This is a genomic window from Lacticaseibacillus boliensis, from assembly GCF_054784775.1.
This window is the reverse complement of sequence record NZ_BAAIHN010000003.1, coordinates 106,841-122,849: the sequence shown is the minus strand read 5'-3', so window position 1 is coordinate 122,849 and position 16,009 is coordinate 106,841. Positions and strand designations below refer to the sequence as shown.

Below are 16,009 nucleotides of genomic sequence, written 5' to 3'. Positions count from 1 at the left end.
TGTCCTAAGATAGATAACTAAACTAAACATGGCTGCCATTACAACAAAAATCGCGGTGTCGTGGGCTTTACTAGCTCGTGACACCGCGATTTTTATTGACCTCTGGAGGTGAGGAGAATCGAACTCCTGTCCATCAGCCCCGCTACATATGGCTCTACACGTTTAGGCTTACCATTTAAATTTCGCCCAACAGCCGCGCCGTAAGTCAAGGCTAACGCCACTGGACTAACCTACTATCTCTTGGCGCCTCCTCAGGTGGCAAAGACGTCCGTAGCTCAATTAGTTTGAGACCGCTATGCATCCCTTGAGCAAAGACGCGGCGATCACGCTAAGCTGTTATTAGGCAGCTAAAGCGTAAGAATTGTTGTTTTTTGCAGTTAATAAACTGTATGCGTTCTTGACGGAGCCGACCCTCCGACGTGCACCACATGCGCGAGCCACCAATGTCGAGACCATTACACCCCCGTATGCCTCATCATCGTAGCATGCCCCCTTTTTTTTGTCAAAAAAACTCACGCTTTGCTTCATTGTCAAAGCCTTGACGGCGTGCTAGTCTGAACTTATAGCCTGTGCAGATTTTAAGGTCGGTTTATGGCGCAGTTGCTATACTCGTTACATCAATTAACTGCGAGGAAGATAACTATGAAAATTCTTATGATTGAAGACAATGAAAGTGTCGCTCAGATGATGGATATGTTCTTCAAAAAAGAACAGTGGGAAGTCGTCAACGCCTACGATGGCGAGTCCGGTTTAGCGGATTTTAAACAAGCTCCTGAAGCGTTTGATATCATTACGCTCGACTTGAACCTGCCGAAAATGGATGGCATGCAAGTCGCCCAAGAGATCCGCAAGCTCTCCAAGACGGTGCCATTGATCATGTTAACGGCGCGCGACACCGAAAGCGACCAGGTGCTGGGCCTCGAATTGGGTGCCGACGATTACGTCACTAAGCCATTTTCACCGATTACCTTAGTCGCACGCATCAAGGCACTTCACCGGCGTGCTGAAACGGCACCAGAGGCCGTTGCTGAGGCCGCAGCCAACAGTGACTTCGATGTCATCACCAACCACTTCAAGCTTTCGACAAAGACACGTGAGGCCTATCTCGACGGCGTTGCGATCGAAGGACTGACCCCTAAGGAGTTCGACTTGCTGCACACGCTGGCCCAAAGCCCCAAACAGGTCTTCTCCCGTGAACAGCTGTTACAACTGGTGTGGGATTATGAATACTATGGTGACGAGCGGACCGTCGATGCCCACATCAAGAAACTGCGGCAGAAAATCGAAAAAGTCGGCCCGCAGATCATCCAGACGGTTTGGGGCGTCGGCTATAAGTTCGATGACTCCGGAATGGATACCAAATGAAATTACTCTACCAACAGATGCTGGCGTTTTTTGGTGTGATCGCGTTAATGTTGACGATCGTCAGCTTGCTGTTCATCAGAAGCACGACCAACACGGTGTGGGAAAACAGCTTCAACCAACTGGAACAATACACAGATGTTTTGAAAGACCAAGCCGTTGACCAAAACACCTACCTGATCAACACGCAATTCATCCAAAACGCTGAACAGATCCTCGCCAAACAAAACGTCCACTTCATGATCTATGACGCCACTAACACCGCGCGCTACCCCAACATGCCAGGCGCAGCGCCACAAGCGATTGCCAGCAAGTATTGGCAGAAACTCAAACAAGGCGATACAGTGGCATTGCCTGAGCTGACCACCAACCCGCAAAACGGCAAGCAACAACGGATGACCATTTACTACAAGCCTGTTTTTCTGAGCCAAAAACTACTATTTGTGATCGCGGCATTTGCCCCAGTGGAAAACATTCAGTCATCGATCCAGCAAACCGAAAAGAACCTGGTGGTCGCTTTCTTGCTGTCACTGCTGGCTGCGATGATCGTGTCGTATTTCTTGGCGCGCTATCAAGTCAACCGGATCAACCGTCTGCGTCAAGCCACCCATCAAGTGGCGGAAGGCGACTACGACGTCCAAGTCAAATTTGATCACAAAAGCAAAGATGAAGTGGCGGCACTGGGTGATGATTTTCAAGACATGGTGGCTTCCTTGCGCGAATCTCAAGCCGAGATCCATCGCCAAGAAGAGCGGCGCCGGCAGTTCATGGCCGACGCGGCTCACGAGATGCGCACACCGCTGACGACGATCAACGGTCTTTTGGAAGGCCTCGCCTACGACGCGATCCCCGAAGAATCTAAGGGTGAATCTATCGCCTTGATGCAGAAAGAAACCAAGCGCCTGATCCGCTTGGTAAACGAAAACCTCGACTACGAGAAGATTCGCACGAATCAGATCTTGTTGAACAAACAGACCTTCAACGCCACCGAGGCCCTGCACGACATCGTCGCGCAGCTGAAACAAAAGGCCGAGGCTTCCGGCGACAAGTTGGTCTTAAATGCCGAGGATTCTGTGCCGGTTTACGCTGATCACGATCGCTTCGTACAGGTGCTGTTCAACATCACCCAAAACGCCATTCAGTTCACGCAAAACGGCACGATCACCATCAGCGCCAAAATCGGTTACCATCAAACTGAATTCAGCGTGCAAGACACTGGTATCGGGATGAGCGAAGAGCAGGTCAAAAACATCTGGGAACGTTACTACAAGGCCGACCCTTCCCGCAAGAATACCAAGTACGGTGAATCCGGCTTGGGCTTAGCAATCGTTCACCAGCTCGTTACCCGCCACGGCGGCACGATTAAAGTCGACTCCAAGCCAGATCAAGGCACCACCTTCACACTGACTTTTCCCGACGAAGAAACCGCACCAAAGCAAGCCCCGATCACACACACCAAATAACCTGGGTGTGTCGCTGCGTTGCACCCGTCCTCCAAAAATACCGTCACCTTGCTGTTGACAGCTGGTGTGACGGCATTTTTTGTTCCAAGCCACAGCAAAAAGCCCTCGAGCGCTAACTCGAGGGCTTGCTTGACCATGATTGCTCAGTGCACGCTAATGCCAAGCATCATCCGCCCGGCACGTGAGATCCGCGTCATCTGCCAAGAAGGCGACCAGACCACTTCCACTTTCACGGAATCGATTCCGGGCAACGTCTTCAGTTCCTTCACGATCTGCTCTGGTACATCGGCGACACACGAACAACCTAATTCGGAGAAAGTGATGACAACATCACAGTGCCCGTTTTCATCTAAGTCGATCGCGTAAATGAAGCCGAGGTTATAAATATCCACGCCTAGCTCCGGTTCCATGATCGTCGAAAACTTTTCTTCAAGCTGCTCGCCAAGGGCGGCCGCTCGGTCATTAATCTTGATGTCATCACGCATTGTATCTGATCCTTTCACATTAATGCAGGGTTACATCGAGCTGCATCAGCCAACGCGGTCAGAAATAAGTCAGCTTGGTCACACGTTGGCAAAGCCAACACCTTCCAAGCTACCTTATCGCCACCGCGAAGTCTGGTTGATGCCGTTCTTGGTTACTTTTTCCAGAAATCGGTAGTGGCACCGGTAGCCGCGCTACTTACTAAGTGCGCATACTTGCCCAAGACACCACGAGTCTCCAATGGTGGGATAACCAGATGCTTGCGGCGTTCAGCTAACTCTTCGTCGGAAACATCCATGGTCAATTCGCGGGTGTCTTGGTCGATGATGATCGTATCACCGGTCTTCAACAAGGCGATGTTGCCACCATCTTGGGCTTCTGGGGCGATATGGCCGACAACGAAGCCGTGAGACCCACCGGAGAACCGACCGTCAGTCAAGAGCGCAACCGATTCCCCTTGGCCTTTACCACTCAACAACCCGGACAACGTCAGCATTTCTGGCATGCCAGGGCCGCCTTTAGGACCGACGTAGCGAACGACAACACAGTCGCCAGGCACGATCTCATCAGCCATCACCGCATCGATGGCAGCTTGTTCGCTATCGAACACTTTGGCTGGGCCGACGTGACGACGAGTCTTCAAGCCGGAAACTTTGACAACACAGCCTTCAGTCGACAGGTTCCCGTGTAAAATGATCAGCGGGCCGTCTTCACGCAGCGGATGATCAAGCGGCATGATAACTTTTTGGCCAGGGGTCAGATCTGGGAAGTCTTCGAGGTTTTCGGCAACGGTCTTGCCGGTACAGGTCATGCAGTCGCCGTGCAGGTAGCCGTTTTTCAACAGCAACTTTTCAACGGCAGTGACACCGCCGGCCTTGTACAAGTCGTACATGACGTATTTGCCTGATGGCTTCAAATCAGCAAGATGTGGCACCTTCTTCTGGAAAGTGTTGAAGTCGTCGATGGTCATTTCGACATTGGCGGCATGCGCGATTGCCAGCAGATGCAAAACAGAGTTGGTGGAACCACCGAGAGCCATGATGACGGTCAAGGCGTTTTCGAAGGCCTCGCGGGTTAAGATGTCGTGTGGGTAGATTCCCTTCTTCAACAAGTTGATAACGGCCTTGCCGGCTTCTTCAACGTCTTTGTGCTTTTCATCGGAGATGCCAGGATGGGAGGCTGAACCTGGCAGGCTCATCCCCATGACTTCGATCGCAGAAGCCATGGTGTTAGCGGTATACATCCCGCCACACGCACCAGGGCCTGGGCAGGCGTTGCATTCGATCTGGCGAACTTCTTCTTTAGACATTTCGCCGGCGTTCATTGCCCCGACCGCTTCAAAAACCGAAACCAAGTCGATGTCTTTGCCATCGAGTTTGCCTGGCATGATCGTGCCACCATAAACAAAGATTGACGGAATATCGGCGTTGGCCATCGCAATCAAGCTACCTGGCATGTTCTTATCACAACCACCGACTGCGACCAGCGCATCAGCGTTGTGGCCGCCAACTGCGGCTTCCATCGAGTCAGCGATGATGTCGCGGCTCGGCAAGGAATAACGCATCCCAGGCGTCGACATCGAGATCCCATCAGAAACGGTGATGGTCCCAAATTGCACTGGCCAGCCGCCAGCTTCTTGAACCCCTTTTTTCGCATCGCGACTTAAACCGTCTAGATGCATGTTACAAGGCGTGTTTTCTGCCCAAGTGCTGATGACGCCGACGATCGGCTTCTTAAAGTCTTCATCTTGCATGCCGGTGGCACGCATCATCGCGCGGTTGGCAGACTTAACGATGCCATCATAAACGTGACTGCGGATCCGCAGCTCATCGCCTGATAATTCTTTTGCCATATGATGACGCTCCTTTCAAAAACGTATGTGATATGTAAACACAGTAGCTACTGCCACCACGTTCTAATTGAATTCTAACACTTTAATAAGTTGATTCACAGAATAATTTTGTCCAAACTAGTTAGATTAATTGACATTAACCTCGCTCACTTCAACCTCATCGAATCAGGAGAACACCATGCAGCTCATCATCGCCCCAGCCAAAAAAATGCGGATCGACCCCGACAGTTTCGCACCTCAGGCCTATCCGCAATATCTCGATCAAACCAAACAAATTCTTGCAACCCTCCGGACCTTGGATCGCGATCAGCTCCAGAAAATCTGGGCGTGCAGCGACAAGCTGGCTACTGAAAGTTTTCGCCAACTTCAACAATTACGCCTCGAGCAAGCACCGCTGACACCTGCCATCATTGCCTTCGTGGGTGTGCAGTACCAATCGATGGCACCGGATCTATTCACCGAATCCGCGTTGCAATACATTCAGACCAACCTCAGGATCCTGTCGGGATTTTATGGCATCTTGCGCCCGTTTGACGCGATCGTCCCTTATCGCTTAGAGATGGGTAGTCGCCTGGCTGTCGGTGGCGCCAAGGATCTCTATGCCTTTTGGGGTAGCCGCCTGCACGATGCCTTGGATTTCACCCAAGGTCCTGTGATCAACCTCGCTTCTGCTGAATATGCCAAAGCCATTCGTCCGTTTCTTCAGCCTGGCGAACGCCTCGTCGATGTCCGTTTCGGCCATCTTGTCAACGGCCGCATCAAAACCTGTGCCACCAAGGCCAAAATTGCCCGCGGTGCGATGGTCCGCTTTCTCGCCGAAAACAACGTCACCACAGCGGATGGGATCGACGCCTTCGACCATCCGCTGTATCATTTTGCCCCAACTTACAGTAGCGCAGAAGAATTCGTGTTTTTGACCGAAGCTTAACCTACCAGCGAACAGATGTGGTATGCTTGCAAAAAGTGTAATTCTTGGAGGAGACACTATGCATATCAATCTCACCAACCCACGCACCCACCAGATCAAGCAGCCTAAGGTCGGCTTTTCGTGGACGACGTTTTTCTTCGGGTTCTTTCCCGCTTTGTTTCGCGGGGATTGGAAATGGGCGCTGATCATCGCGCTCATTCAGATCTTGACCGGCACCTTCACCTTCGGGATTTCCGTCGGAGTCGTCAGCATCATCTTTGCCTTCATCTACAACAAGCTGTATATCAACGACTTGTTGCGAGACGGCTATCAACCCAGCGACACTTTCAGTCGCGACATCCTCAACCAACGCGGTTTCACCGCCTGAACCACGCAAAAAGCACTTCGCCTTCGCGAAGTGCTTTTTATGATGGACTTCAGATAAGATGATAATAGCGCAGACCTTGAGCGATACCGCCATGACGAAAATCGCCGGTCACAAATTCTGCGGCGTCTTTTACCGCCTGCGTCCCGTTGCCCATCGCGATGGGATGGTCGACTGCGCCAAACAGTGGCAGGTCGTTGGCGGCATCACCAAACGTATAAGTCGGGACGCCTTCAAAACCACCGGCCGCCACCAACTCACGCAGGCCTGTCGCCTTAGACACCCCATTGGTCGCCACGTCCAGCCCGCGCGGATTATTCCGCACCATCGCCAGCTCGCCGGCAAAGGCTTGTTGCAACTCGCGGTCGTGGCGACGATCGAAGACAAACATGAAATCAACGTGGTGCTCCCGCCACCAATCAGGATCCACCGGCGCATCAAACCCTAACGCGTGATAATTGTCGATGGTGTCAGCGGAAGTCGTGCTCAACGCCAGGCCGTCTTGGTCGTACCAGGCCACCGGCTCGTTATGCGCGGCAGCATACGCATTGAACTTAGCGATCAGCGTCTTATCCAGCCGGTGTTCTGCGACACCTTGACCAGCAAGTTGCACATACGCACCGTTGGCGGCGATCAGCGAATCGATGCCACTTGCCGCGATGGCTGAAGCCACTTCGAAGCGATTGCGACCGGTGGCGATCACCGGCAAACTACCGTTGGCCCGCAACTGTTCAAGCGCTTCAACGGTGTCAGTAGCAGGCATATGATCGGGTTGCAACAGCGTCCCATCGAGATCAAAGCAGACGATTGCTTTAACCAAGCAGGTCACCTCCCAGTGCCTTTTGGAGGTTGGTCAGCGTCAAAGAGGCCGTGTCCGGTAAAATCACTGCCGCACCGGCCAATTCTTTCGGATCACCGATCCCAACGGCAGTCGCTCCGGCGGCGTTGATCGACGCCACGCCGCTAGCCGCGTCCTCGATCCCGAGGCAGGCCTCAGGTGCCAGGTCGATGGCCGCGGCGGCTTGTTCATAGATATCCGGCGCCGGCTTGCCATGCTCAAGCTTGGCGGGATCGACGATATGTGTGAAAAACTCGGCCAGCCCCAAATGCTGCAACACGGTTGGCGCATTTTTTGACGATGACGCCAAGGCCAGGCGATATCCGTGTTGCTGCAAGCTGTCGAGGAAGACCCGGATCCCTGGCTCGATATCGGTTGGCGTTAGGCTTGCCACCAAATCCAGATAGCGTTCGTTTTTCGCGGTGGCAAAGGCTTGTTTTTGCGCATCAGTATAATCGTTTTCACGATTGGCGGCGGCCAGGATCAGCTCTAGCGATTGCATCCGGTCAATCCCCTTGAGCTGGTCTGCTAACGCTGGCGTCCATGTCGCCCCGACCTGCTTGGCAATCGTCTGCCATGCTTGCGAATGAAGCCGCGCCGTATCGGTGATGACCCCATCAAGATCGAACAATACCCCTTTTATCTGACTCATCGTTGTCATTTATCTTTTCCTTTCTCTAGTAGTTCAAGGTTTGCGGTTGATCGGCCTGCAGATGGTAATCCTTATCCCCGACTTGAATCGCCGCGTCGTGATCAGCTGTTACCGTTAGACGTTGCGGCTCGATGTCGAAGTGATAGCTGACGTTTTGGGCGTGCACCGTCGTTTGCATCTTCGACCAAACCGTTGGCAGCTTAGGCTTGACGACCACGCGATCATTGCGGACATTGATCCCGCCAAACACCCGCGTTGCCACATCCAAGGTCGCGCCCATCACCCCTAGGTGTAGGCCTTCAGCGGTGGTGCCACCTTGGATATCATAGTAATCAGACAACAATGCCTGATGATACAACGACCACGCCTGATCTTGGTGGCCGGCTTGCGCGTCGAGCATCGCATAGACGATCCGCGACAGCGTCGAGCCATGGGTAGTGCGATCGAGGTAAAATTGCAGGTTCTGGATGAAATAATCCGCCGGCAACTGATAGCCCATGTCGGTGATCAAACCGCGCACAGTCGGCTCGTCGAGCAGGTAAAACGCCATCAGCGCGTCGGCCTGTTTTGCCACTTGGTAGGAATCGGCGCTGGTGCCACGCGCCTTCAACAACCGATCGAGACGAGCGATGTCACCATATTGTTTATGGAACGCATCAAAATCCAGCCGCGCCAGCTTCTCGTATCCGGCAAACTGTTCGATGATACCAGACTTGCTGATGTTTAACGTCAGGTGGCGCCGGACCGTATCGAACCGTTTTTTGTCTGCAACGTCAAGCCCTTTTGAATCTGCTTGCGTCAACAACTTGAACAGCCAAGCCACCATCAAATTGGTGTACGCGTTGTCGTCTAAGCCATCGTGATCGGCCCCAGGATACCGTTCGTGGAACTCATCTGGTCCCATGACGCCTGTGATGTGATAGCGTTTGGTTTTAGCATCGCGCTGACATTGACTCAACCAATACTGGGCAATCGCCGTCAGCATCGGCCAGCCGGCAGTTTGCATGAAGTCTGGGTCGGGATTGAGATGATCGTATAACCAGATGTCATACGCGATTGCTAAGCTGACGTGCCGTTGTAGCCGTGAACGGTCTGGCATCCAGGTGTTGGTCAACGGATTGAGATGGGTCGCCTGTGATTGCTCATCGCCGGTGCTTGCAGACTGCCAAGGATACATGGCGCCTTTAGCCCCGACAGCAACAGCCGCCGCCTTGGCCGCATCCAGCCGCCGATAGCGATACATCAGCATCCCCTTGGCAACCTTGGGCGCATGTTGGGCATAATATGGCATCATGAACACTTCATCCCAGAAAATATGTCCGCGATAAGCTTCACCGTGCAACCCGCGCGCACCAACAGAAGCGTCCAACGCCGGATCCGCCAAAGCAGAGCCGGCCACACTCAGGTGAAACAGGTTGACTCGCAACAGTTTTTGACTGGTCAGATCACCTTGGATCACGATGTCGCCATCATCATAAACGTGTTGGTAATGGCTCGCCGCGTGCTTGGCGATTGTCGCAAACTCGGCGCCTTTAAGCCCCTCTGCCGCCTCTTGGGCAACGTTACCCGAGGTTTCCCGCGAGGTATACAGCGTGACCAGCTTATCAACGGTAATGGTTTGCTGTGGCTCAACGGCAAATGACAACGTCTGTTCAATGCTCGATTCGTCGGTGCTAGTCACCAATCCTGCCAGCGCTTGTTCGTCGCTGGTAAAAAGCCGGCTGGCGATCGCAAATTTGAGGTCTTGTTGTTTGAAGGCACCGGCGAGCACTGCGCCATTTTGACGGCCGCTGGTGCCTTCGATGTTGAGGTGTTCGCCGTTAAGATCTGCGTAGCGCGCAACGTTTGCGTTTTGCACCTTGCCATCGATGCCGGCGTAAACCTGAATCGTGCCGGCGAAATTCAACGGCGTCAGGCGATAACGGATTCCTAAGCGATGATAGTCATCAAAATCTGCCACCTTGAGGCTTTCAACGATCAGCTGATGCCCGGTGCCCAATGCGATCAGCATCGTGGTATGTAGCTGTCCGGTGCGCAAGTCGAGGCTACGGTATACATCTTGAATGTCACTTTTGCGAATCGTGAACCGCTTGCCGTGATCGACGCTGAAGCTGAGCAACTGCGGGTTGGGCAAGTTGACCAAGTCTTCATTGGTAACCTGGCGGCCTTGGACATCGCTAGTGCTTTGGTCATAACCGCCGGCAACATAGAAGCCTGGATAATTATCTGCGTCAGTTTGCGCTTCGACATAGGCGCCGCGAAGGCCATAGTACCCGTTGCCAATCGTAAGCATCGCTTCTTGGCCACGGTTTCTCACGCCAGTATATTGGCCGTAATAATCGAGGTGCCAGCTGGCATATTCGCGCTTGTTTGCCACGGCTTTTTCCAAGCCGATCTTGGCGACGGTTTGCTGGGCGACCACCGGCACGTTCAACATGTTCATCAGCGCAAGGCCAATGTCGATTCGCCGGTGATTCAGGCCAACAACGGTGTCAGAAAACGGGTAAGTCAACGGATTGACCAATACGAACGCGTCGATGTCTTGCCCCACCAGCTGATCACGCAATCGCTCCAAATTCGCACCGATGCTCTGGTTCGGATCAAAAGTGATGGTGACCTGCCGCGGTAAGTAACGATCGGCCATGTTCGTGAAGGTCATCGCCTGATCGGTGACACTTAACGAAACTGTCTTCATCAAAATCCTTCTTTCAGAAATCAATTGTCAAGTTTATGTTAAATCGATTTTCTGAAACAAGCAACTATTCTTGATTTAACAATATTTGTATAAAACTTAATATTTATATTATGACAACTTATGGCCATTGCACAAAAAAACATCGGAATATTTTCCGATGTTTAAGTCAGGCTTTACGCAGACGCTGGCTGAGGTATAACCCCCCGATCCAGATCACGGCAAGCCCTTCGGCGATCGCGGTTTCTTTGGTAAACAACATCACAATCACAACCATCGCCAAAAACGCCAACACATAAATATCGCCAAGCGGATGTAAAGGGGCTTTATAGCTACTACCCGCCGGATTAAGCTTGCGATAGCGCAAGTGGCTCAAGATAATCATCACCCAGACAAACAAGAAGCTGATCGTCGCCACACTGGTGACTAAGGTGAACACTGACGATGGCAAGAAGATGTTCAAGACCACCGCGATGGCGATCACAGCCGCGGAAGCTGCCAAAGCGCGCGCTGGCACCTGCCGCCGGGACAAATGGGCCCAGCGATGGAGCTTCGGATTTTTGCTTTCCAACGACAGCGAAAACAACATGCGCCCGGTACTGTACAACCCTGAGTTGCAGGCCGAGGCCGCAGCGGTCAGCACGACGAAATTAACGATGTCTGCCGCGGCATTGACACCAATGTTGGAAAACACGGTAACAAACGGACTGCTGCTTGGGCTCACGGTGTTCCAAGGGTAAATGGCCATGATCACCAACAACGCCCCGATGTAAAACAAGATCACCCGGATCGGGAGTTTGTTGATGGCATCTGGAATGGTCGTCTTGGGATCTGCAGTTTCACTGGCGGTCAAACCCACCAGCTCGATGCCGGTGAAGGAAAACACGACCATCTGAAAGGCCATGAAGAAGCCCGTCGCCCCTCTTGGGAAAAAGCCCCCATAATTGACCAAGTTCATTAAACTTGCCTGGCCGTGGTCGGTGTGGTAACCCACGGCAACCAACACGATCCCGATGGCGATCAACGCAATGATTGCCACAACCTTGATCAACGCGAACCAAAATTCTGCTTCGCCAAACAGACCGACTGAAATCAAGTTGACCAAAAGCAAGATCACCAGCGTGATAAGCCCCGGTATCCATTGCGCGACATGCGGGAGCCAAAAGCGAATGTAGGTCCCGACGGCGGTAACTTCTGCCATGGCCAGCGCCGCCCAGCAGATCCAATAGGTCCAGCCGGTGACGAACGCCCAATCACGCCCTAAGTATTTTTTGATGAAATCGATGAACGAGTGCTGGCTAAGATCAGACATCAGCAGTTCCCCGAGCGCTCGCATCAACATGAAGCACATTCCGCCTGCCATCAAATAGGCAAGCAGGATCGATGGCCCAGCAAGGTGAATCGATTGCCCAGCGCCGAGAAAAAGGCCGGTACCGATCGTGCCGCCGATCGCCATCAGCTGAACATGGCGGCTCTTCAAGTTACGCGCCAGTTCTGGTTCATTGTTTTGTGCCATAGCTACCTCCAAACATACCAAGTATTATACACGAGTGTTCGCGAGTTGCAAACAGAATTCAAAAAGGCGCCGCCGATAAGCGCCGCCTCAACCGTCGATTTCGAATGTTCTGCTGTATTTACCCATAATCATGCGGTTTTGTTCAGTGAATTATAATCACCCGCTTGGGATCCCAGTGCGCTTGCAAAAAAGCCGCCAAGGTCTCAGGTGATTGTGCAAACCGCAACCGGACGATCGGAGATGCGCCCACCATCGCATGCAACAGACAGCCGGTGCCGTCTTGTTGCAATTGAATCGCAGACAGGTTCGTGTATTGCCGCACACTACCAAGCCCGTTGACGACACTGACCGTCGTCAACCCCCGACGCCAGGCGGCAAACACCAAAAACATACCGCAGATGAAAAGCCCAGTGAGATAGCCATCGAGCGTCGAGCTCGTTACCCAAGTTGCTGCGGCAACCATGGCCGCGGCGACGATAAACAGCCAGCGCCAAAACCAGTGCGGTCGCGCCGGGATCACGATCTGAGTCCGTAACCAAACGCTGACCCCGATCGCAACGATCAAGATCAACATATAAAAGATATCGATTAGCATCCTTATTCCCCCTGACTGGTCAAGGCTTGGACATCACGGGCGATCATTAACTCTTCATTGGTCGGAATCATCAACACCCGCATCCGCGAATCTGCCGTCGAGATCACGGTCTCCCCTTCGGCGTTGGCGTTTTGATCTGGATCCAAACGCACTCCGAACACCGACAGACCGGCGATAATGCGCTCTCGCATCGCTGCATCTGCTTCGCCAATACCGGCGGTGAAAATCAACGCATCCGCGCCTCCGAGCTCGGCGATATACCCAGCGACGTATTTGACCACGCGGTTGGCGAAGACGTCCAGTGCCAACTGCGACTTTTCGCGTGTCGGTGCAGTCGCTTCCAGCTCGCGCATATCAGGCGACAGATCCGACAGTGCCAACAACCCGGACTCACGATTGAGCTCGTCGATCATCTGCTGAGAATCCCGAATATGTTGCTTTTGCATCAAAAACGCGACCAGCGACGGGTCGATGTCGCCGCTACGGGTACTCATCGTCAAGCCGGCCACCGGCGTGAAGCCCATCGACGTGTCATACGAGCGCCCGTCTTTGATTGCGGTCACCGACGAACCACTGCCTAGATGCATCGAAACTAGCCGCAGACTACTCAATGGCCGGTCTAAAAGCGCCGCGGCACGACCGGCCACATAACGATGACTGGTGCCGTGCGCACCGTACTTACGCGCCCCATATTGTTCATAATACTCGCGTTTGATCGCATACAAGTAGTTCATCGGTGGCATGCTGGTATGAAACGCCGTATCAAAAACCCCAACCTGTGGCACCTGTGGCAGGCGCCGGGCGAATGCCCGCACTGCTGCCGCTTCAGGGGGATTGTGCAATGGCGCAAACTCCGCCAGCGTATCGATCTGCGCCAACTTTGCCGGTGTCAACACCTCTGATTCCGTGAACGCCTCGCCGCCGGCAACGATTCGATGACCGACGCCTTGCAACTCTGCAAGGTCGGTAATAACGCCAGATTCCTTCAACGCGTTCATGACTGCCGCGACCGCAGCGGCAGTCGATGGCATATCTTGTTCGCGGGAAATCACGCGCTTGCCGGCGACATCCATCGTGATGGTTGACTGCCGCATCCCCATGCGGTCGATCAACCCTTTGGCCAGCAATGTTTCTTCCGGCATGGCAAACAGTCGCCACTTCAGCGTCGAACTGCCAGCGTTGATGGCAAGAATTTTAGCCATAGCTCCTCCTAACTGAGATTTGCTTGTGCCCAGGCCTTGACCTTGGCAATGAACTCCCCAAACGCCTGACGGTCGTTGAGATCAGGGAAGGTGCCCAGCAATACTTGCGGTGCTTGAACGGCACCGGCGCCTGGCTTTTGTAGGACCAGGAGCGACTTTTGAGCATCTTGCTTAGCGAAAAATGCCGCAGGCAGATTCAAGAGACCTTGGAAATAGGCCGCCTTGGTCATCCATGCCGTCAGCCCTTTGGCTTCATTGGTTTGGAACACCCCGGCAGGCACGTAAAACAGGCCTAGGCCACCTGGCTTCAACAGCTTCAACCCTTGTTCGATCAACAAGTGATGCGCGTAAGAATGTCCCGACTTGGCCGCGGTGGCAAAACCTTTGGCCCGTTCGTCAAGCGGATAATAACCGACCGGTAGATCCGCAACGACAATGTCGGCATCTTGCACCAGCGTCTGGTCCAGCGCATCTTGATGGTAGAGTTGCACATCAAGTTGCTGCAACGCACTGCTCATGCCGGCAAACGCCAGTAGGGTTTCGTCGTTATCGATCCCGACGCCTTGCACGGTCGTTTTGGTCGCGGCTTGCAACTGATTCATGACGGCAAATAACAAGTTACCGCTACCAGCAGTCGGATCGACCACCAGTAGCTTATCCGGCATCTGCGGATGAAAAGTCGTGGCAATAAAGGTCGCTAAGCTCGCCATTGCGTCTGGCGTCACTTGTTTGTTAGGCTCGATGCCGTCGACTTGCACCGCCTTGACCAACACCAACTGCAAAGCTTGCCGCAATTCTTCTGGCGAATAATCGTGCCAGTTGACCTTAGCATATTCTTTTGCCAAGGCTGCAGTTGCTTTGGCGCCAGGAATGCCATCTTCTTGATGAACCGTTTGATTCATCAGATCTTCACCAGACTCAACCGCCGCATCGAGATAGCTAGTTTTCAACTCTTGATGCAAACGCGCCGTCGTTGCTTCCAAAACGTCGTACAGGCGCTTCAAATCTTCATTTGCCACTCGCGGACCCTCCTTGTTCATATCCTATCAATTTTACTCATCCCGTCACTGACTTTCAACCGCCAGCCAATTTTTGACGCGATTTACTGCAAATCAATGATGATGGCGACAGCAAAAAGGCGTGTGCTTGAAGCCACACACGCCTTCTATTGCGTCTTAACATGCCAAAACAATCTCGTGTCTCACCACTTCCTTAATTTGATTCACGGGCTAGCCACTCTTGATAGTGAACATTCACTGCCGCGCGCTCATGTTTGATGATCTGCAGATACCCGGTACGCCACTGAACCATAGTTTGGTATACCGGCACACTGATGAGCGTGATCGTACCTAAGATCACCAGTGCAAACATCAGTGCGCTGCCGTTTTTGATTCCATTTACTGACCACCACCCCTTCATAACGCCGTCCGCTGGCCATCGTTAACAGATAGCTGATGGTTCTATCATGCTGTTGCCACCGGATAGCCTGCACCCCGATGAGCATGGGCATGTGGCCATTTTGATCGATGTCGATCATTCGCAACATGCCCGGGTCGGCATCACTTTTTTGATAAAACACCAGCCATTGAACTGTCTCCCCATTGGTAAACTTTAGGATGTCAGTGGTGAGTTGTAAAATCGTAGTTTCTTCAGCACTCGTCTGCAGGCTCTCGTCAAACGCAGCGACCGCCTGAAACTCGCCGTCTTGCCAACGCGATTGGGCGGCCAGCCGCAACAACGGTGTCCCTAATCCGATCAGCAGCACCAACAGACCTAACGCCACCAGTGTCTCAATCAGAGTTGTTCCCTGGCGTGAACGTAAATTGTGCGTCATCGCTTGTTACCTCGATCACTGTCCGCGTCAACTTGACCTGCCAACGACGCTCCCCGACAAGTACGATGGTGGCCCCGGTTTGCAACGCAACATTGGCGGCATGCATTGCACTGGCTTCTTCACGCAAAGGCGTCAAGATGACGGCTCCATAACTCGCTACGCCTGCGACCCACGCCACGCCCATAGTAATTACCAGCAACGCGCCGAGGTGTTCTGCAATCAACAAAC

15 protein-coding genes and 1 other RNA gene are annotated in these 16,009 nt (G+C 53.1%); 4 read left to right on the top strand and 12 right to left on the bottom strand.

Features of this window, described 5'->3' with window-relative positions:
* Positions 1–100: 100 nt before the first annotated feature.
* Positions 101–465: a transfer-messenger RNA gene (gene ssrA / locus ACYVRB_RS02570) on the bottom strand.
* Between the two features lie 177 nt (positions 466–642).
* Between ssrA and ACYVRB_RS02565 the strand changes: the two genes are divergently transcribed.
* Complete coding sequence (locus tag ACYVRB_RS02565; RefSeq protein WP_461213359.1) at positions 643–1,365, top strand: response regulator transcription factor; 723 nt, start codon at positions 643–645, stop codon at positions 1,363–1,365.
* On the top strand, positions 1,362–2,825 hold the full coding sequence (locus ACYVRB_RS02560; protein WP_461213357.1) for a sensor histidine kinase: 1,464 nt from the start codon (positions 1,362–1,364) through the stop codon (positions 2,823–2,825). The genes ACYVRB_RS02565 and ACYVRB_RS02560 overlap by 4 nt, the downstream gene beginning before the upstream one ends.
* Positions 2,826–2,968: 143 nt before the next feature.
* Here the strand turns inward: ACYVRB_RS02560 and ACYVRB_RS02555 are convergent, their stop codons facing one another.
* Positions 2,969–3,310 (bottom strand): metal-sulfur cluster assembly factor, encoded by a 342-nt coding sequence (locus ACYVRB_RS02555; RefSeq protein ID WP_461213356.1) that lies wholly within the window; start codon positions 3,308–3,310, stop codon positions 2,969–2,971.
* Between the two features lie 152 nt (positions 3,311–3,462).
* Positions 3,463–5,160 carry a dihydroxy-acid dehydratase gene (gene ilvD / locus ACYVRB_RS02550; RefSeq protein ID WP_461213354.1) on the bottom strand — a complete coding sequence of 566 codons (1,698 nt, stop codon included), beginning with the start codon at positions 5,158–5,160 and terminating at the stop codon, positions 3,463–3,465.
* Between the two features lie 178 nt (positions 5,161–5,338).
* Between ilvD and yaaA the strand changes: the two genes are divergently transcribed.
* Both yaaA and ACYVRB_RS02540 read left to right on the top strand, forming a co-directional pair.
* Positions 5,339–6,088, top strand: a complete 750-nt coding sequence (yaaA, locus tag ACYVRB_RS02545; RefSeq protein WP_461213353.1) for a peroxide stress protein YaaA — start codon at positions 5,339–5,341, stop codon at positions 6,086–6,088.
* A gap of 58 nt (positions 6,089–6,146) precedes the next feature.
* Entirely contained in the window at positions 6,147–6,455 is a 309-nt protein-coding gene (locus ACYVRB_RS02540) for a DUF2628 domain-containing protein (RefSeq protein ID WP_461213351.1), read from the top strand.
* A gap of 49 nt (positions 6,456–6,504) precedes the next feature.
* Here the strand turns inward: ACYVRB_RS02540 and ACYVRB_RS02535 are convergent, their stop codons facing one another.
* The 9 genes from ACYVRB_RS02535 to ACYVRB_RS02495 form a co-directional block, all read right to left on the bottom strand.
* Positions 6,505–7,272: a Cof-type HAD-IIB family hydrolase gene (locus ACYVRB_RS02535; RefSeq protein WP_461213349.1), complete on the bottom strand. Its 768-nt coding sequence runs from the start codon at positions 7,270–7,272 to the stop codon at positions 6,505–6,507.
* Positions 7,265–7,951, bottom strand: a complete 687-nt coding sequence (gene pgmB / locus ACYVRB_RS02530) for a beta-phosphoglucomutase (protein ID WP_461213348.1) — start codon at positions 7,949–7,951, stop codon at positions 7,265–7,267. Before pgmB ends, ACYVRB_RS02535 begins: the two co-directional genes overlap by 8 nt.
* 16 nt (positions 7,952–7,967) lie before the next feature.
* Positions 7,968–10,637: a glycoside hydrolase family 65 protein gene (locus tag ACYVRB_RS02525; RefSeq protein WP_461213347.1), complete on the bottom strand. Its 2,670-nt coding sequence runs from the start codon at positions 10,635–10,637 to the stop codon at positions 7,968–7,970.
* A gap of 166 nt (positions 10,638–10,803) precedes the next feature.
* On the bottom strand, positions 10,804–12,150 hold the full coding sequence (locus ACYVRB_RS02520; RefSeq protein ID WP_461213346.1) for an amino acid permease: 1,347 nt from the start codon (positions 12,148–12,150) through the stop codon (positions 10,804–10,806).
* Between the two features lie 142 nt (positions 12,151–12,292).
* Entirely contained in the window at positions 12,293–12,745 is a 453-nt protein-coding gene (locus tag ACYVRB_RS02515; RefSeq protein WP_461213344.1) for a hypothetical protein, read from the bottom strand.
* 2 nt (positions 12,746–12,747) lie between these two features.
* Entirely contained in the window at positions 12,748–13,947 is a 1,200-nt protein-coding gene (locus ACYVRB_RS02510) for an acetate/propionate family kinase (RefSeq protein WP_461213343.1), read from the bottom strand.
* A gap of 8 nt (positions 13,948–13,955) precedes the next feature.
* Positions 13,956–14,966, bottom strand: coding sequence for a class I SAM-dependent methyltransferase (locus tag ACYVRB_RS02505; RefSeq protein WP_461213342.1), 1,011 nt, complete (start codon positions 14,964–14,966; stop codon positions 13,956–13,958).
* 248 nt (positions 14,967–15,214) lie between these two features.
* Positions 15,215–15,781 (bottom strand): hypothetical protein, encoded by a 567-nt coding sequence (locus ACYVRB_RS02500; RefSeq protein WP_461213341.1) that lies wholly within the window; start codon positions 15,779–15,781, stop codon positions 15,215–15,217.
* A complete protein-coding gene (locus tag ACYVRB_RS02495; protein WP_461213340.1) occupies positions 15,738–16,004 on the bottom strand; it encodes a hypothetical protein in 267 nt (88 codons plus the stop codon). Before ACYVRB_RS02495 ends, ACYVRB_RS02500 begins: the two co-directional genes overlap by 44 nt.
* Positions 16,005–16,009 lie beyond the last annotated feature (5 nt).